The 18,227-nt window shown below is 44.6% G+C and carries 24 protein-coding genes; all 24 read right to left on the bottom strand.

All coding sequences use genetic code 11. From position 1 onward, the window contains the following. Position 1: 1 nt before the first annotated feature. Positions 2-439: a chaperone SicP gene (gene sicP / locus HGO26_RS17385; protein ID WP_028761715.1), complete on the bottom strand. Its 438-nt coding sequence runs from the start codon at positions 437-439 to the stop codon at positions 2-4. Positions 440-732: 293 nt separating this feature from the next. Then, positions 733-1,761, bottom strand: coding sequence for a TyeA family type III secretion system gatekeeper subunit (locus HGO26_RS17380; RefSeq protein ID WP_168826777.1), 1,029 nt, complete (start codon positions 1,759-1,761; stop codon positions 733-735). A 10-nt stretch (positions 1,762-1,771) separates the two neighbouring features. Continuing rightward, a complete protein-coding gene (locus HGO26_RS17375) occupies positions 1,772-2,425 on the bottom strand; it encodes a type III secretion protein (protein WP_168826775.1) in 654 nt (217 codons plus the stop codon). Continuing rightward, positions 2,422-3,102 (bottom strand): type III secretion system domain-containing protein, encoded by a 681-nt coding sequence (locus HGO26_RS17370; protein WP_168826773.1) that lies wholly within the window; start codon positions 3,100-3,102, stop codon positions 2,422-2,424. Before HGO26_RS17370 ends, HGO26_RS17375 begins: the two co-directional genes overlap by 4 nt. A 29-nt stretch (positions 3,103-3,131) precedes the next feature. Next, entirely contained in the window at positions 3,132-3,851 is a 720-nt protein-coding gene (sctJ, locus tag HGO26_RS17365; protein ID WP_131525055.1) for a type III secretion system inner membrane ring lipoprotein SctJ, read from the bottom strand. Continuing rightward, positions 3,848-4,189: a type III secretion system inner rod subunit SctI gene (gene sctI / locus HGO26_RS17360; RefSeq protein ID WP_131525054.1), complete on the bottom strand. Its 342-nt coding sequence runs from the start codon at positions 4,187-4,189 to the stop codon at positions 3,848-3,850. Before sctI ends, sctJ begins: the two co-directional genes overlap by 4 nt. Continuing rightward, on the bottom strand, positions 4,176-4,490 hold the full coding sequence (locus HGO26_RS17355) for an EscG/YscG/SsaH family type III secretion system needle protein co-chaperone (protein ID WP_012197146.1): 315 nt from the start codon (positions 4,488-4,490) through the stop codon (positions 4,176-4,178). The genes sctI and HGO26_RS17355 overlap by 14 nt, the downstream gene beginning before the upstream one ends. A gap of 25 nt (positions 4,491-4,515) precedes the next feature. After that, positions 4,516-4,731, bottom strand: a complete 216-nt coding sequence (gene sctF, locus HGO26_RS17350) for a type III secretion system needle filament subunit SctF (RefSeq protein WP_012197145.1) — start codon at positions 4,729-4,731, stop codon at positions 4,516-4,518. Between the two features lie 9 nt (positions 4,732-4,740). Further along, positions 4,741-5,439, bottom strand: a complete 699-nt coding sequence (locus HGO26_RS17345; RefSeq protein WP_012197144.1) for a helix-turn-helix domain-containing protein — start codon at positions 5,437-5,439, stop codon at positions 4,741-4,743. 214 nt (positions 5,440-5,653) lie between these two features. Continuing rightward, positions 5,654-6,355, bottom strand: a complete 702-nt coding sequence (locus tag HGO26_RS17340) for a hypothetical protein (RefSeq protein ID WP_168826771.1) — start codon at positions 6,353-6,355, stop codon at positions 5,654-5,656. A 39-nt stretch (positions 6,356-6,394) separates the two neighbouring features. Continuing rightward, complete coding sequence (locus tag HGO26_RS17335) at positions 6,395-7,522, bottom strand: hypothetical protein (RefSeq protein ID WP_168826769.1); 1,128 nt, start codon at positions 7,520-7,522, stop codon at positions 6,395-6,397. Positions 7,523-7,569: 47 nt separating this feature from the next. Next, positions 7,570-8,049 carry a SycD/LcrH family type III secretion system chaperone gene (locus HGO26_RS17330; RefSeq protein ID WP_168826767.1) on the bottom strand — a complete coding sequence of 160 codons (480 nt, stop codon included), beginning with the start codon at positions 8,047-8,049 and terminating at the stop codon, positions 7,570-7,572. 207 nt (positions 8,050-8,256) lie between these two features. Next, the gene (locus tag HGO26_RS17325) at positions 8,257-9,882 is read right to left on the bottom strand and encodes a hypothetical protein (protein ID WP_168826765.1); all 1,626 of its coding nucleotides are present in this window, start codon (positions 9,880-9,882) and stop codon (positions 8,257-8,259) included. 48 nt (positions 9,883-9,930) lie between these two features. Next, positions 9,931-10,314, bottom strand: a complete 384-nt coding sequence (gene sseE, locus HGO26_RS17320) for a type III secretion system effector protein SseE (RefSeq protein ID WP_131525048.1) — start codon at positions 10,312-10,314, stop codon at positions 9,931-9,933. A 63-nt stretch (positions 10,315-10,377) separates the two neighbouring features. Beyond that, positions 10,378-10,980, bottom strand: coding sequence for a type III secretion system translocon protein SseD (gene sseD, locus HGO26_RS17315; RefSeq protein ID WP_028759295.1), 603 nt, complete (start codon positions 10,978-10,980; stop codon positions 10,378-10,380). Between the two features lie 12 nt (positions 10,981-10,992). Beyond that, complete coding sequence (locus tag HGO26_RS17310) at positions 10,993-12,447, bottom strand: type III secretion system translocon protein (protein WP_168826763.1); 1,455 nt, start codon at positions 12,445-12,447, stop codon at positions 10,993-10,995. Next, the gene (locus tag HGO26_RS17305) at positions 12,437-12,907 is read right to left on the bottom strand and encodes a SycD/LcrH family type III secretion system chaperone (protein WP_028759293.1); all 471 of its coding nucleotides are present in this window, start codon (positions 12,905-12,907) and stop codon (positions 12,437-12,439) included. The genes HGO26_RS17310 and HGO26_RS17305 overlap by 11 nt, the downstream gene beginning before the upstream one ends. A 10-nt stretch (positions 12,908-12,917) precedes the next feature. Further along, complete coding sequence (locus HGO26_RS17300) at positions 12,918-13,718, bottom strand: secretion protein EspA (RefSeq protein ID WP_168826761.1); 801 nt, start codon at positions 13,716-13,718, stop codon at positions 12,918-12,920. Positions 13,719-13,755: 37 nt separating this feature from the next. Then, entirely contained in the window at positions 13,756-14,331 is a 576-nt protein-coding gene (gene sseB, locus HGO26_RS17295; RefSeq protein WP_006081435.1) for a type III secretion system translocon protein SseB, read from the bottom strand. A gap of 47 nt (positions 14,332-14,378) precedes the next feature. Then, complete coding sequence (locus HGO26_RS17290) at positions 14,379-14,747, bottom strand: hypothetical protein (protein WP_168826759.1); 369 nt, start codon at positions 14,745-14,747, stop codon at positions 14,379-14,381. 104 nt (positions 14,748-14,851) lie between these two features. Further along, a complete protein-coding gene (locus HGO26_RS17285) occupies positions 14,852-15,043 on the bottom strand; it encodes a hypothetical protein (protein ID WP_131525043.1) in 192 nt (63 codons plus the stop codon). Positions 15,044-15,051: 8 nt separating this feature from the next. Beyond that, positions 15,052-16,257, bottom strand: coding sequence for a type III secretion system inner membrane ring subunit SctD (gene sctD, locus HGO26_RS17280; protein ID WP_168826756.1), 1,206 nt, complete (start codon positions 16,255-16,257; stop codon positions 15,052-15,054). Between the two features lies 1 nt (position 16,258). Next, positions 16,259-17,734, bottom strand: a complete 1,476-nt coding sequence (locus HGO26_RS17275; RefSeq protein WP_131525041.1) for an EscC/YscC/HrcC family type III secretion system outer membrane ring protein — start codon at positions 17,732-17,734, stop codon at positions 16,259-16,261. Next, the gene (locus tag HGO26_RS17270) at positions 17,731-18,120 is read right to left on the bottom strand and encodes a hypothetical protein (protein WP_247651579.1); all 390 of its coding nucleotides are present in this window, start codon (positions 18,118-18,120) and stop codon (positions 17,731-17,733) included. The genes HGO26_RS17275 and HGO26_RS17270 overlap by 4 nt, the downstream gene beginning before the upstream one ends. Positions 18,121-18,227: the final 107 nt, after the last annotated feature.

The following is an 18,227-nucleotide window of genomic DNA, read 5'->3' as shown; positions in this document are numbered from 1 at the left end:
ATTATTGCCCCCCCGCACTAAGATTTATGGTATTTATTGATGAGGTTGTCCCAGTCATTTCGGTTTCAACATGGCTCTGCAGAGCTTGATACGTGTCGACTAAGTCACCGAGAAATTCGCTGAGCAGGGGGGAACTAGCTGGCATAGGAATAAATGTTAAATATAACAAAGCATCGGACTGAGGCTCATAGCAGATGCAGCCCTTACCTTGTTCGGCAAGTTTGAGATTCAATTGCAAACAAGTTTGCCAATAGTGGTTTTCAGTCAGCTGCGGCTTCTGAGCGAGCATGCAATAAAAGGTCCATTGCGCATCGCCGTAACGTATAGAGATCATTAATTTTTGATCTAGCATTAGCAGACATTGTCCATTAGCATCAAACACTAATGGTAAGCCGAGTGCTTGGCCGAGCTGAGCTAATAATTGGTCATGTACATTCATCTAGCGTCCCCTCAATTGGTGAAAGTGTGACCTTGATGAAAGTTTGTCCTGAGTCAGGAGGAATGAATATCAGGTGTACACCTGAGACTAATCGAGTTCTAACTTAAATACCTGTTGTATTACGGGTCAGTCTCGAGTCTTATGCGGCAAAAAAAATCTCGCAGGTCAATCAAGCAACCATGCGTCAGCGAATGGACAGTATAGGTATTGCACATGGTCTGAATGTAGATCTTTCCTGTAATATCATCACAGTTGCCTGAGTTCTGCGTTACGCTAACATTAGCAGATGCTCATTATCCCTGATCACACCAGTCATCGAGTAAGCCCAACATGGCCTCTTCAATATGTTCTTTCTGTTCTGGATCGCGAAAACATGCCAGAGGAATAATACTCAGTAGTTCCCGCCAGCGCCGCAGAAATCCCAATCGTCTTGCGGGCATTAAAGGTAATAGTCGTATTTGTTCATCTATCCATTGGGGATACACCCAAGCTTGTTCTGTCAGTTGTAACGTGACTTTTAACACTTGTTCACCATCAAGCTGACTCGCACGGGCGAGCATATAGCAATGTTCCTCTATCGTAAGAAAAATAAGCAATCGACGTAAGTCATCTACCGCTGCTGCTATTTTGACCATGTTTCTCCCGCTGTGCTGATCGCTCAGAGGTTCAGATAGTGCTCTAAGCAACACACGGATCCGCTTACGGCGGTCAGGAAGATGCTGAAGTAATTCAAACCATTTGGCTAGGCCGGCATCGCCTCGAACCGCTTGTTGATAAAGTTGTTGCAAGGCTTGCAGACCAGCATGATCGAGTGCAACGCCTTCAAGGGCGGCAAATAATGCTATTTCAGCTCCTTCTTGCGAGAGTAATTCTGTCAGTAATTTGCGTAGCTTATTATGGGCGGATTGACCTAATTTTCCTGACATGACTAGCGCCATCATTAATAGCATCATGTTACCGCTGTCTAAACCCAATTGTTTAAGTTGCAAGAGGATCTCATCACCATCGCCTAAGCTCGCAAACTGTTCGGCCAGTTTATTGACTGTGCTTGCTTGCGTGTCTCCCAGTTGTTGCAGTAACTGCTCGAGTGCTGTAAATCGGGGATCAGTTGGCTCTTTACCTGAGGTTAACTTTTTCAAATGGCTGCTTAATCCGAGACTTAATCCTTCCATGGTCTCTTCCAATGCTTCAGAACGCACTTCCGCTAATTCTGCGGCCGCCATGTCTGTTACATTGTTTGCCGGAAACACTTGTCCATGGGTTTCGTTAACACTCGCTGTGTTATGAAAATCCACTGCGTTGGCACCATCGATACGCACCATAATAAGCTCCTTAGCCAACGCCCTTTAATGGTTCGGGGACAAACGCCGCCAGTAATTGCTGTAAGTGTTCATTAAGATCAATTTTAGCTGTCATAGTCGAAGAACTTAATTCGGCCTGTCCAGAGACTAACTCCGCTGATACTTGCAGTGTCATACGGCCATCGAATGCCTTGGCTAGCGCGGCAAAATCATCATTTGAAACCAGCAGTGTTAAGGCACCTTGCCCTACTCGTTCACAGACTTGATCGGATAACCGTTTGATTAGAAATGCAGACAACTCATGTTCTTGCATCCAAGTCGTCAGCACTTTTTTAATTTGCTCGGCAATATTGGCATGTAATTTATCGGTAAGCGATTGAATTAACTGGGCTTCGTTATAATGCCAGCTAATGGCCTCATCGATGGCCACAGCTTTAGCTTGCTGTTGCCACTGTGCGCTAAGCGCTTGGGCATCCTGTTGTGCTTGCTCTAGTATCTGCTCACTACGAGTTTGCGCGGCATCGCGTTGACGGCGGGCTTTTTTGAGTGCTTTGGCAATTCGCGTACGAACTAAGTGTTCCATATCCGCTAACTCACTCGCCCGATGTAACGCTGTGGCGCTGATCAAATGATGGCCTTCACGACGGAGCTCGCAAGGGCGTACCTCAATTAAAAATGGGTTCATAGTAGTCGCTCCAATCTCATTAACCAGCGAGGAATATCTAAGGAAATAGGTGCTAGGGAGTCCGCTTTACATGGCAATGTTGCTTGCACAGGTAAGGTCAAGGCTAATGCCCGCCAGAACGGTTTGTTTCCCCATAATTGTCCTATCAGGTTAATAGCGCAGGTCTGGGCTACGCCAACTAACTCTGTCGCAGTCACTTCGTCTCGATAGACATATGTTGTAAGTTGGGGCCTCTGGGGCCACAAATTCCAAATTTGTTGAATTTGTGCTTGGCTTAACTCTTGATGCAAGGCATCACGATATTCACGTAATGACACATAATCAGGGCGGTTGAGGAGAAAGAGCCCCAACGCCGTCACTATGGCACTGAGTTTATGCCGGCAGGCTAACAGGTTAGCCTCGAGCTCATTAAATTCCTTTGGTAAATCTTGACCTGCCAAACCATAACGGGAAACCACAACTGCTTCGATTCGCTGCGCTAATCGGGTACCCGCTTGATACTGTGCCTGCCAAAGAGTTAATTGTAATTCTTGCCACCAGCTCGGATGCATAGTCGCAACAGGTTGCCAAACGAGACGATTGAAGGCCAATAATGCTGGTGATACAACTCGATTTAACTTGTTTTGGCCAGTAGCTTCGACCCGTATTAGTGGTAGATTAGGGGTCAAGTCCTCCATAGTTCCTCCAGAAACAACAATTGTTATGGTTACTTACGTCTCATCCACCACATACCGCCTATGCTGAGTAGCATTATTCCAGATAAGCTGATCACTAATGGTAACTTGTACGCTTCGACCTGGGCTAAAAATTGAGATGAACTACTGCTAGTGGGCTGGGTAATTGCTTGATAGCGATAACTCGCAGCTTGCAAAAAGACACTGATATTGTCGTAACTCAGTCCTGGAACGGCATTCTGCACTAAGCTCTTAATCTGATTTTCCGTATTTGTTAAGTTAGCCTGAGGTGAATATTTAATGTATACGGAGGCCGACTTAGTCTGTGCAATCTGACGCCCTGAGTCGGGTGCAGGTTCAGCAATAGACACCCTAGCGCTAATCACCCCATCCATACTCGACAAGGTACGCTCAAGTTGTTGCTCTTTTAGATAACCCATTTTCGCTTCCTCTTGGGCGGGTGAAGTCACTAACTGACCCGAAGGGAACAAATCCTCGATATTGGCATAATGAGGTTTAGGAAAGCCATTTTGTCTCAGTAATTCAACGGCATTGATAAATTGATCTTTATCTATTTTTAAGGACACATTACCTGATTTTTGATCCGCTTCAGCACTGGCATCTATGTGATTAAGCATCAACAGGGCGACCATTTGATTCGCTTCATCTTGTGGAAGATCTCGATAGAGATCGACTTTGCATCCAGTCAATGCGAAGACGAGCAACAATATTGACCATTTAAAATGTTTCATTGCATATTCACCAATTTGTTTATGGATTGGGAGACGGCGCCCGCAGTCTTTGCCGCCAGATCGACCTCAACTATGGCTTTACCCATCAAAAGCTGTCCGCCTAACATGGCCTCTGGAGAGGGTGAGTGGCCGACTCCGTGACTTTCAGCACTCTGTATCACACCTTGCAATGAACCCGAAGCCTGTGGCTGAGTTGCTATATTCACCGCCTGACTTATATCCGATCCCCCTAATTGCATTAATTGTGAAAACTGGCTTGCTAAGTTAGGGTCTGCTTCTGTAGTTTTGCTGGCTTGCTGGGTGACTTTAGCAAGCTGACTTAGGCTATGAATTTCCATTGGAACCTCCACGTAACATCTGTGAAATAATTTCACTCCGCCCAGCTGTTGGGCCTGAACCTGAAAATAAAAACCTTAATCCTTGGGCTGCTTCAGTCTGACAAGAGGCTAATTCCCTTAATGCTTTAGTATTTTCATTTAAACCAAAGTAAATAAGGCTGGCACAAATATGTCTGTCTTCATCATCGCTAATCAGTTGAGGAAAAATGGCTAGCAAAGCATAGGCTTGCGATGTTAGACCATGGTTTGAGGCGGCAATGGCAGCCTCTACTAACAGTTGTTTATCGGCACTGGTTAACATAATTTATCCTTGCAATCGAAGGGGGTTAAATCTTAGAAATGATCCCTTGGATCATGTCTTTAATCGCTTTTATCATGGCACTCTCATAGCCGACAAAGTTAGAGTATTGCTGCATGGCAAATTGGGCTTTGATCATCTTGTCGGGATCGGTCAAATCGCCTGCAGACATCTTGGCCTGTACCTCTTGAGCTGAGCGCGTCGATAGCTGAGACAATTGATTAACTATGGCACTTAAGTCCATGGGACCTCCTTATACAAAGGTTGCACGCAGTACGGTTGGGCTGCATAAATAACGTTTCTTAAACGATTCGGTAAAATGTGCGTGATTACTAAAACCACTATCTAAGGCAATATCGGCGACTTTTTTCTCAGTCACTATCAGTTGCTGACGGGCATAACTTAAGCGCCGTTCTAACAACCATTGCTTTGCCGATACACCATAGTTTTTATAAAACAAGAAATTGAGTCGGCGTACTTCAATGCCTAAATTTTCGGCAAAGCGTGTGACTGGCCAAGGTTGCATAAAATTGCCCTCAAGATAGCTCAGCATCTTGTCGTTATGGGCTAAGAAATAACGCATTAAACCGGAAAAGTAACGGTTATCCATGCCAAGACAGTACATAAAAATAAACTTAATCAATAAATTATGATTACCTTTCAACTGTTCAATGACATTGCTTAACTCATCAAATACAGGGAGTATTTTTGTTGATTCAGGTTGAAATCGATTCATCTCAGCACTCGGGCCAATCAGATCGGCAATTTCGTGAAATAATGCGTGTAGCTCACCTGGATAACAAAAGATGCTCATCCAATTGTCACGACTCAAAGCAGAAGCTGTTGCCTCCTCAGTGGTTACAACTAACTGATTACTGCCGACCGCTAGGTTTTCACCCTGATAGTGGATTTTCCCTGGCTGTCGAAACAAAATTATTTGTATTGCACTCATATGGATTAACCCTTACTGCAAACTATGATTCATTGTGAAACGCGAGCGGATAGGTTGACATCAGGTGTTAACCTGAGATCTGAATTAGCTTAAATGCAGCTGCGTCAACAACGACTTATGAGAAACTAACCCGTGGGATAAGAATCGAAGGAACGACTGAAAAAGAAAACGATTGATACACTAGCCAGCATCCTTGCTGACGGTCCGTAATGACTCAGACTAAGCCACTGCGTAATGCATTAAGATCTTGACCCCGTTGAACTTGTTTATGAATTAGCAGGAGGTCATACACTTTATGGTCAATTTGTGCAGAACTGAAACTATGGCCCTCCTTTCCGTATAACCCCTTTTTTTCAATATGTTTATCGACGACCCGATTCATTTTCTCGGTCAAACAATGGAGTGTTTTTAAGACTAATCTATCTCTAACTGCGGTCATTATTGCGGGATCTACGTGTTCTACTCGATCGAGATGTACTCTATCGACTAGGACCCTTGCAGCGCTCTCAAGGGCACTCTTGCCTGCACTGTGTCTATCGATTTCGAGCATAGTAGCGATATCAGCCAGTACCTGTTTGTTCACCTTAGGACTCGCAAGATAACTGCCATGCTGGATCAATTTGTCTAACTTTAGGGCTGCATAGCATAAGATGTGCTGCTTAGCGGCATCTTGCTTATCAGCTTGCGTTCCCAGGGCATTAAACGCGGATTTACATGCTTTTGCCACCACAGTATCCCCGTCTCTGCTAAGCCATAGTGCATCAGATAATTGCGTAATGTGTTGGTCTTTAATCGCTTGTCTTTGAGTTATCGCTTGATCTGGCGATAACCGAATTGCTTGCCTTGCGTTCTCTGATGGAGAAAAACGGCCTAACCCAGTCGCTATGCTAGCGTTAAAGGCGTTACTGCTTGACATATTGTCTCCTCGCTATATTGTTTAAGGACTGTTATTGATTTAGCTAAAGCTATTATTTCTAGCTCTCGCAGGCTGTAATTCTGCCAATTGCTGCTGTAGCATTTGTAGCTGCTGCATCACGCCTGATAGTTGAACGTTGGATTTATCGAAGCGTGACTGTAGTTGCTCAAATTGATTTTGACTCTGCAGTAGCAATCCCTCTTTCTCTGCAAGTTGTTGCTGTAATGTTTGATTAGTTCCTCTGAATCGCTCACTCTGTTTCATACGGATTTCAGCATCAAATTGCGCCGTTTTTTCATTGGCTTGGCTCTCTTTCAGTGCTAACTGCGCCTCACTGAGTTTCATATTGCCTTGCTGTGTAAGGGCAGAGGCTTGTAACTGGCGCAGTTGGTATGCTTTTACGCTAGACACTTCTGCTTCGAATGATTTATTTTGAGAAGTGCCTTTTAACTTATCCAGTACCTTGGTCGAGGTATGGTTCACTAAACCGATAACCCCTTCTACGACAGGTTCGGCGCTTCTACGGGCCATATTCACCATATTAACTGTGCCAGCAATATGCGCGGGAAGAGAGGGAGGAGATACCACCGCACTCCATAAAGTGCCTACTGCTAGCGCAACTCTTGAGCTAATGGAAACGGCTTTGCCCCACCACTGTGCTCTATCATCATTTACCCCCATCTTGCTTAACAAGATATTTAGCGCATTAGCAATGGAATCGCTGCCCATGGCGAGTCCTTCTCCCCCAGCCGCTTTACTGCGCCAGTCAGCAAAAGCACAACCCGCATCGGCGACCGCTAAGGTAAAAGCAACGCCAGAGGCTATCAATAAGGGAACCCCTGCGCCCCCCGTGAGTATTGTGGCAGCGATAGACACGCCAAGCGCAATACCAGCAAAAGCCACCGAAGCGAGCTTACTAAAAAAGCCGGACTTGGCCAGATCTACCCCCACTTTTTTAGCCTCATCGGCAGCCACTTTAGCTTCATCCCGAGTCAGTTGTGCCTTGGATTGAATATCAGTGACCTTACCGTCGACTTCAGAGCTCAGGGGCACTTGTTTGGGATCAAAGCTGCCTAATTGTGTTTTTAACAAGGCGCGGGCCGAACTGACTAAATCTAAACTACTTAAAGTCGGGGATGATAAAGGAACATGTGTTAACTCATTCATAATAAACCTCTTTCAATAATATAAATGAAGATTGCAAATCCTATTGTCTATTGATTATTGAGAGCACTAAGCAATTGCTGTGCTTGCTCCCCCACAAAATGGTGCTCTGGCTTACTGTAGCTCTGTGAGATGGCCATCTGTAACGCTTCGATTGCCGAGGCGTCATCATCTAAGCTCAGAAAGCACTGCGCAATGCGGAAACTCGCGTCGGGAGAGCAAGCATCCATCACGAGTGCATAACCATAGAAGGTCAAGGCATGCTGGTATTCACCTAGCCAATGTAGGCAAGACCCCAGTCCAAGATGAAAACGTCTATCCCAAGGCTGATGCATGACCAAATAGGTAAAATCGACAATCGCTTCTGCGGGTAAGCCTGCCTGATATTTACTCGTACCTGATAGGTAAATTAGCTCGAGATCTTGACTCGTTAAGCCAGCTTGCTCAGCTAAGGTCTGTTGTTCGACTAAGGCTAACTTGCAGGCTGCTTCAAGCTTTTCAAAATCTAATTCAATCTCTTTATTTACCATTTGAGGTGCCTTTAGCGGTTCAATTTAAATGCATTTACGGGGATCCACTCGACAATGCGAAAATCTATCCATTAGTATGAAAAAAAGATGATGCTCATTCGTTTTTGGCTAGGTAAATGTTCACGAATAAGTGTCTTAAATCGGATTGCTATCCTGTATCTGAATAACGAGAAAATCGTAAACTATCCGATTGAATGCCTTATCTACTTAAAATTTCGGCAAGTCTCCTGTGGTATGGAGTGTGATAGGTGCTAGGTCTCGGCCCTGAGCATTATATTGGCTATCTAACGCGGTGCGATCCTCAGGGTGCTGAAGATCATAGCTTTTACCATTTTGTCCATCGACCAAAAAACATTTACCCGAATCGAAGTGAAAAAAATTCATGGCATGGGAATCTTTCCCCCCACTGACAGGGACAGTGACTATGGCCCGCTTTCCTTGAGGCAAGGCGCTAAATAGTAATGATGAGACAGACTGTTCAGGCGATAACCCTATCGTTTGGCTCTGAGCCGTAACTTGACTGATAACACCTGCTCTCGTGTCTATCGCTTCCCAAAACTTGAGCGGAACGACGCTATCATTTTGTCGAGCCAACATGAGTCCCATATTGACATCGATAGCCTTAGCGCATGTTATACAATTACGTAATGCAATCGCACCTGAGTTGCGTCCAACAAGGTAGTCGAACGCGTTCTGCATGCCTCCGTGAAATTTATACGGGTTAGCTTTAGTCGCGAGATAATGCAGGCCTTCATTGATATCCAACTGAAGTAATTTATAACAGTTATCACCTGTGGTGGTGGTTTGGTGCTGCCCTATACCTTGGTAGAATGTAGCTTCATCGGCATAAACATCCGCTTGGGATTCGCCAAGATTAATATCCTCATCGCATAAAACAAAATCATCGAAATTGTCTAGTTGCGGTGCATCTTTGGGGGCGGGTAAACCATAAAGAGCCCCTAAATTGGTATTACCGACTTTGGCCTGATATAGCACTCGTATTAGCCCTTCATCCTCCATGCCATGAGCAGTAACGTAATTAAGTAATTCGTAACGAGATGGTGTGACGGCATAACGCAGAAAATTATCCTCACAGCTCATAAAACCTTTAGCCACCAAGTCGCCAATATTTTTATAATCACTTGAAGATAAAGCATTTTTAAGTAAACCGCCGCGAAATTCACCATTTGTTTCAGCGCGATTAGAGAAGGTCCACTGAAGATCGCCAAATTGAGCGACAAAGGTCGCAGCTTCGCTATCATTAGGGAGAATCCCAGTAAACTTTTCACTGCTAAAGCGAGGATCTGTCAAGCTATTTCGCAAGGCTTGTTGTACAACTTGATTGTCAGACATACATTGAATATTGCCTTCAATATACTTTTCCAGCGTGAGTGAAGAGGCCATTTTTCGTAAGTCATCACTGGCCGTTATTGTGGTTTTCACTGCGGCAACTTGATAGAAATGTGTGTCTATATCGCGGTTATCCGTTTGATAAATTGTACGGCCACCAATACTTAGCAACATACGCCATTGCTCACCATTGTCGCCTAGAGCTAATTTAAATTTGGTTTGATGTTGATCGACCGCTAAATTACGTAATGCACAAAACCTTTGTGCCACTTGGGAAGGAGTGAGCACGCCAGGCTGGGTTACTTGCTGGTATAAAGCTTGTATCGCTTCGAGTTTCACGCCACCACGAAACCAATCAAGAATTTTGTCCAGTAAGCCCATTTTCCCCGCTTCATCTAAAGTGTTGGCGGTGAGAACCCGCTCTAAGCGGCTCTCGTTAAAGTGATAGGTATGTTGTCTACCTAATGCGACTTCGACAGTCATAATCTTTACCTCTTAATTGACCATGCCCATGAACGGCTTTTGTTTGCCCTAGTACACCAACCAAGTCTCGCCATTCTGATTAACTTCCTTGGCGCCTTGTTTGAGCAATACCTCTCTCAGTGCCTGACGGGCGAGACGTTGTGCAGGCCTACCTGCATCATGGATTACCATGCCGCGGATCTGCTGAATATCCGGCAGACTTCGCCTTAAATGACGTAATTGTTCCACTAACTGTAAAACCGCACTGCTGACCCCCGAGGTATTGCCTTTACTGCAAAAGTCACAAATGGTCAGTGTGTTTTCGTCGACGCGATACACCATCGACCAATGGGGACTATCCCAACATTTTCCCCATTCAAACTGGCTGTTTTCAAAATAAGCAGGACTGACTGTCACCCCTTGACGGGCAAGATATTGACTTACACTATCCATATTGATCTCCTTAGTGTTAGGCCAGTTCGACCTAACACTTAATGATGTTGAATAGAAGCACTGCTAGTTATGTACTGCCGAGCTAATGCGGCCGTGCAATTCGACGAGCTCTTTGATCAAGGAGCGCATCTGCTCTGAAATTTGCTTTGCTTTATCATTCAGATCATTAACACCCTTGATATAGCTCTGGGCGTTACTCGCCTTAAAATCACCGATAGTGCGCTCTAGCTCAGCCTCTTTGCTTATATTGGCACCGACCACTTTGCCAGTGCCTTCAATCCCTTTACTAAACGCCCCACTCATGTGAGTCGCAGCATCTCCAAACTTGCCCGATAACCCAACCCCTGCCATACCTATCACGCCTCCGGCGATCTCTAATACACCAGTCCAGATACTCGCTTCGCAGGCCTTATCAATGGCGGAACGTTTATCGTCCATAGAGGCAATTTGTACGTCCCAACCGAGTTGTTGCTGCTTAACGTTGTAGTCCTGTAATACGTTGCGTAATTTTTTAAACATCTCGGCCAATTTCAGCATAAGATCATTAATTTGCGAGATAGCATCCATACCGTCACTGGCACAGTTGTCATTCAGTTGATCAGTCTTGTCTGTGTTAACGGGCGCTGGAGTGTGGCCTTGGCCCGAAATAATGTTGATATCTGTCATGGTAAACCTCACTTATACTGTTGAACCTGCGATACGAGCTTGTAGTGCGCCACTCTGACTGATCGCCTTACTGGCACCGTCTAAGCTGTCGCCTTGTTTTTCAATCAGATCTTTTACAGTTTTCATTTGCTGTTCTTTAGCCTTGTCGTACCACTCGTAGCAAAACTCTAAGAAATTCTGTTTTAAAATCAGTTCTTCAATTTGCTTTTGCAGTTTGGCTTTCTCAACGGCTATGCTGCCATCGGTAATCGCTTTTCCTGCACCAGCGGTCGCACGGATCACATCTAAGGTCGTAAAAGTACATGCCTTGATTGCCGTTTTAATCACTTCATGGCTAACCTCTTTCACCACTTGCTTAGTGATTTCCTCGGCAGTGACCTGGACGCCTTTCTTAATAGCCTGTTTGCCGACTTCTTCGACAGATCGAGTCACGAGTTGCTCAATCGCCTCTTTACTGAAGGCATCCATCAGACCGCTGGCAAGTTTACGTCCCCCCTGTTCAGCGGCTTCTTTTAAACCCTTGCCTAAGTTGGCCATAACTTGGTCAGTAACTTGTTCGGCAACTTGCTTACCAACTTCTTTCGCGACATTAGTGACCGCTTCGGTAGAACCTTTAGTAATACCATCAACGAGTTTAGGAGCCGCTTCCTTCATCGCCGTTTCTGTACCTTTGGCAATTGAACGTGTCGCTGAAATTGCCCGCCCTGCTTGGAAGATATCCAGTGCCATGCCCACTATTTCGCAACCTAATTGCACTTTGCCTGCCACATCAATTACGCTCTGGCATTTATCTTTATCTGCCCCACATAAGATGGCGGTTTCTGCCGCGGCTTTAACCATGCCAGCAACCCCTGCAGCGAGATAGGCAGCACCTCCGGCAATTTCTAATGCGCCCCCCGCAACATCACCAACCGCACAGCGTAAGGCGCCTTCGACCAACTTAATTACACCGTAAATGGCCTCAACCGCTCCGACAATCCAGTCGAAAATGGCTCCGAAAATTCCACCCTTGTGGGCCTTATCAGCTTGCTCGATGGCTTTTGCAAGTTGCTCTTGATATTCCTTCACCTTTTTATCGCGCAGGAACTCTTGAGTATCGGTCATTATCTTGCTAGCTTTCATGGCCGAGCTTGCTGTGTCTGCGAAGGTCGAAATACTGAGATTCGCAGCCATCATGACCATGGAATCCATGGACGCTTTTTCTAATGAATTCAATGATCCCAATCCACCAACAGTGCCCGTCTTAGGATCTGGGGTAAAAAAGGGCGTTAAAATACGCTGCAATGCCCTTTGTGCATCTTTCATTGTGACTGGACCTTGATGCTGATCTTTATGCTCAGTTTGAGTGAGCGTCACAGGCATGGACCAGTCGGGCAAACTTGCTTTGCTAACAGCATGCGCCTGGGCGCTAGCATAATTGGCCGACACATTCTCAGGGCCTCTTTCTGTCACACTGTTAATTGACATGGGAATTCTCCTTAGCGAGTGTGGCTAGCCCGCGCTGTGCACTGGCGGCAATCCCTGTGCTCTCGGGGTGGCCTTCACACCAACGTAGACTGGCGTTAAAGCTTCTCTGGGCATAATCATGGTTACCTAACGCCAAGTAACTCAAACCAGCATGATAAGCGGGTAACGGATTATCGACTTTGATCATTCCAGCCCGGCCCAAACAGAAAATGGCCTCTTCATGTTCGTGTAACTGCTGGCAGCATATTCCTAGAGAAAAGCAGTAGTCGTAATTCCATTGGTCTATGCGCATTAAGAGGTAAAAGATCCGCTTCGCCCCTTGTTGATCACGGCAAGCCATTAACTGCAACGCGTATTGGTACAACACATTCAAGTCACTTTGCTCGACGTCAGCCAACATACGCAGTGAGCCTCCCCGTTGCAGAAAGTGTTCAATTACTTCAAATTCTTCCTGTTTCATAACTGACTCCCTAACGGACATTTTGGGCGATGGATTTATTCATCTCGGCCAACATGGTCTGCATGCTATTGAGTAAACTGACGGTCACGTTATAGGTCTGCATAATTTTCTGCAGTTGCAATTGTGACTGGGAGACAAAGTCAGAGGCACGATTTGAGACCGATTCCAAAGCCGATTTCACCGCTTGCAACTTGCCTTTATCTAGTCCTCCAGCAGCGCCAAGGGCATTGGCAATCTGTTGCATATGTACCTTACTGATGCTTTGCCATGATTGCTGTCCGACTTCGGGAAGACCCCAGATATAATCACAACAACGCTGACCATCGACCTTTATGCCGTGTTCATCCATATAACTGATCACATCTTGCCAACTCGCCGATTGCATTCCTTCTGGTCCAGCTGCGGCAATTTTGTCTAGTAACTTTTTCAAATAAACAGCGGAGGGATCATTGTGACTGAGATAAGCAGAGATACTCATGCCATCAACTTCAAAGCCATTGTCACTCATATACTTAACGACATCAGCAGGCAGATTTACCGTGGCTTTATCCCCTTGCTTCGCGACTTGAGCTATCGCCTCATCGACGCGATTCGCCATGTCTTGAGCTTGGCGCGACACATCGGCCTTTTGCTGCATTTGGCCATACTTAGCATCGGCCAGTTCTGACAACAAATTCATAAACATATACAGTACTGCAATACCTCCAGAGAGCACTGAATCTCCGCGAGACGCTATCTGAGCTTTCACCTCATCCGACGCTTGACTGTTGGTAATACTGGTACCTTGAGTTGCTACATTTGTAATTTCCACAATGATGACCTCCAACAAAAAACGATATCGCACTAAATTAACGAATGTTTTGTGCAATCGACTTGTTCATCTCCGCTAGCATGGTTTGCATACTGTTTAATAAACTGACGGTAACGTTGTAAGTCTGCATAATTTTTTGCAGCTGTAACTGAGATTGTGAAACGAAGTCAGAGGCACGGTTAGATACAGATTCCAACGCCGCTTTCACCGCTTGTAACTTACCTTTATCTAACCCTTTACCGTCGGGGTCATTCTTGGCCAGGTACTTATCGATGGTCATACCATCTATGGTGAAACCATTGTCATGCATGTATTTCACGACATCATCAGGAAGTTTACCTACGGCTTTATCACCATCTTTGGAGACGTTTGCAATGACCTCATCAACCTGATTTGCCATATCTTGCGCTTGACGAGAAACATCAGCTTTTTGCTGCATTTGACTGTATTTGGCATCGGCTAATTCAGAAAGCAGATTCATAAACATATATAAGACTGCAATTCCCCCTGAGAGTACTGAATCACCGCGTGAAGCAATTTGATTTTTGACACTTTCAGGTTGTTGAGAGTTAATAATGCTAGTGCCTTGATTACCTACATTTGAAATATCCATAATAACACCTCATTGATTATTTAAATTAAGCATGATTTTTATTGAACTTACATATAACTTCTAACTTTTTTAACCTTGTCAATTACCTTTTCTTTAGAAGTTGAGTCAATATCATTATCAACCTCGCCAGATTCTATTTTACCTAACAAATTAAATTGTGTTTCGAGACTTTTGAAATGATGTTCCAATTCACTGACTTTATTCATAACAGTATTTTGCTGTAATTCAAATCCACCAGGGAATGCATTCTTTAACTTAATCAGCTTAGCTAATGCTTCAGGATCCCTATCAGAACGTTCAACTAGAAGATTTATTTCTTCTTGTAGCGCTTGAAATTCTTTAATATGTTCTCCAAGTGCTGCTTTACGTTGCTGAAGATCTTGCATAACTGATTTTATATCACTGAACATATCCATAACTAACTCCTTGACTTATATATTAATACTATTATGTATTGAAGATACCTAAAAACGATGGGAATAAAACAAAACTGGTCAAACCACCAGATTAAAATTTAAAGCTATTTTTTATAACGTGAAAAAAGTGTGTCTATAACTATTTCTGCCGCATTGATAGCTTCATCCAACAATGGAATTGTTCCACTATTACCAGATAAGATATTACTGCGCATTTTAGCTAGTCTATTATGGTAAGCCTCCTGTTTGTAATTATGTGATTTAATATCATCCTCAAGCTGTGTAATTCTTGACATAATGCCTCCTAAAAAATAAGTGGTACATGAATTAACTCACCGGCTCTACTGAGATCTAATCCATGAATGTTCATATACTCCACGACATAACCATTATCTAATTTGCTACCCGTTGATAACCGAACACCACTCGATAACTCTATGAATGGAGACTGAGCATTACCACCATAGGTCACCACAGAAGCATTAAATAAATGATTAAGTTCGTTTTGTACTGGAATATTTTGAAATACTAACTTCAATCCATTGGCATGCGTTGGTTCTAATCCTTGCGCAACAGTCATAATCTGTTGCTGTTGTTGTTCACTGACTTTACCTGTCATGACGATGGCATCATTGATCCGCTCTATCATGAGACCAACCAGTAAATTTTTGTTTCGCAATGCGGAGATTAACGGTTTGAGCTGACTGTCAACCTGATTGCTAACTTGCCAATTAACAAGTCCGGGCAAGTTATTCAAGCTAGACACCGCTTTATCCCAGCGCTCCCCTGACTGAATGGCGCCTGAGATAATGACATTGCTGGGCTCACTACCTAAGGTCACAAGGGCATTGGCAAATCCATTTTGGACTAAGACATCTTTGACATTACGTATCAACTGATCGCCACAAGTGGTCTGCTCTATAAATAAAATACCTTGTCCTTTGATATCACCGAGAAACTGCGCCATACGTTGTGAATCTTGGCAAAAGCCGCTCAGTGTCACCACGCCATCTTTTGACCAATGGGCTTGAACTCCGTTTAAACCGTCGGTCTGCAGCTGCTGCGATAACCATTGTGCTTGTGTCAACTCGGCGATAGGCATCTTTGCAGGAGCTAATAACACTGTCGCTAATAGCACCATAGAGAGCATTGAAACTGTCGCCAGTAACCACCACGACTTCTTTGCCTTTGTTTGAAAATGTGATGGTATTGCCTGTTGCTGTAATTCATCGGTGCAATGGCCTAAGAGGATACCCACACCAGCGAGTTCAATAACTTGCCCCAATGGCAACATATTGACTTCGCTTATAGGCTGTCCAGCTATCCAAGTCGGTACCCAAGACTGCAGCCGAACCCCCGCTTCATCGATCAATAAATCCACTTGTTCTACGTGTTCAAGTGTGGCTAACACATCACCATCGGGTCCGATGCTTAAGTTACCAAGAGGCAAAGATAACTCTCGTCCTTGCAATGGACCGTTTAACCATAAGAGCTTGTATCCTGAAGACATATTAATCTCCTTGGTTAACGGGTTCCGCTTTGATCAGGAACAGACGCATCACGCTTTGAGTGTGGTGATCTGTGCTTCTAAACAAACCGCCCAGTAATGGTAGATCGCCTAGTAACGGGATCTTGTTCTGGGTCGTTTCATCTCTATCTTGTACGAAGCCGCCGAGTAACAGACTCTCCCCCGATTTCAGCGTCGCCTGAGTCGAGATCTCGGAGTTTTGCACTTGTGGTAATGGTTCACTACGGCTCACTGCTTGGCTCTGTTGACCATCCTGAATATTGAGATCCAACATCACAGCCTGATGACCTACTTCATCAATCAATCTTGGTGTGACTCGTAATAGAGAACCAGTGGTCACTGACTCTAATTTAGCGACTTTATCCCCTTCCAACTTAGTGTAAAATGTCACGTTTTTATCGAGTACTGCTTGCACATTGTTTAACGTAACCACAGAGGGACGTGAGAGCACTTTGGCCTTAGAGTTCTTCTCTAGTGCATTGAGGCGCATCATGAAGTTGCCAGTATTGCCTATGACAGTGGAAAAATTGTCACTGCTATCACCACTGTTGAAACTGACGGAACCCCCCCCTAATTTGGCTGACGCCGACCAATCTATGCCCAACTGTTTAAAGTCAGAGGCGTCCACATCGAATATCGATACAGACACTTCAATCATGGTGGGCTTAGTATCGAGTTGTCTTATCAAAGAGCCATAAGTGGCCATATCACGGGCACTTCCACGGACTATGATGGCGTTTTGACGAGGATCAGCGGCAAAGACTGGACCGCTAATATTACTCACAGAACCCGCCACTGCATTGGCGACTTGTGTACCTTGATCCATTTCTTTTAGCACCGTGACTAATCCAGGAATACTCACAGGTTGGCTACGATATTCATAAATAGAGTCTGTGGCAGATGCGTATTTCAGTGGATAGACTTTAACCGTTTCTTGGTTTTCTGTGGTTTGTTTAGCATTGGCATCAAGTTGTGCCGTAAGTTTGGTGACACTGTTAATGCATTCGGGTACACCTGTGACTTGTAAGCCACTGATCCCTGCCATAGATTTAATGTTACAGACCCCCTTATCTAACACTCCTGCACTGCGCAGGTAATGGTCGACCTTAGTCGCGGATAAGCTAGTTAACGGTAGCACTTCACTATTAATTTCACTGGCTTTGTAAACATATAAGACTTCGTTGTTGTAGTACCAAACTAAGCCATAGCGACGGGTCAGATCTTGAATAACGGATTTAGGATCTTGTTCTTGGATTTGGCCGATATAGTTGTCGTTGACCTTGTTACTGACAATGACTGGTACGCCGTAATTGTTGGCAAAGTCTTGGATGACGGAGGCTAGCGCAGTGCCTCGACTGATCATTACAAAGGGTTCACCTTGCCATTTAATGTTTGTCAGTGGTGCAGCCTGAACTAGGCCAATCTGACAAAGTAACAGTAGACTGAGTAGTTTTTTCATACTGTCCTCCCGATAAGTGAAGCTCGATTGCTATCAACAGGTTTAAGCAGGCTCTTTTCGAGAAACCTCGCTATAGCAAGTTGCATGACAATCCCTTGAGATAAAGCTTCATCATCTTGAATTTCATCGTAATAACGCCATAACAACCAGAGTTCACCTCTAAGCTGAAGGCCACAATCTAAGGCGTGATCACTAGCGGCTAATGCGAGCGTTGCTTGTGTTAGCCAATCCACAGCAATATCGGTCGAAATCGCTAGCACTATTGCAATAGATACAGAGGTGTCAGTTTCGAGAACGAGGGCTTGTCTTTCGGCTAAGGTCCAAGTCGTGTTTCCTTCGACGTTTTGGCTAGCCAAGAAGCCACTTTCAATCAATCTCGTCAGCATTTTTACACCCTGTTTCACTTTCATGGGATCAGTATGTAAGTGTCTAAGCCTAGCGCCCATCAGGTGAACACCTTAACTACTTAAGGTAGGTAGATGAAAAATACCAA

Source organism: Shewanella oncorhynchi, from assembly GCF_012584455.1.
Lineage (GTDB): Bacteria > Pseudomonadota > Gammaproteobacteria > Enterobacterales > Shewanellaceae > Shewanella > Shewanella oncorhynchi.
This window is presented reverse-complemented; position numbering and strand designations above follow the sequence as displayed.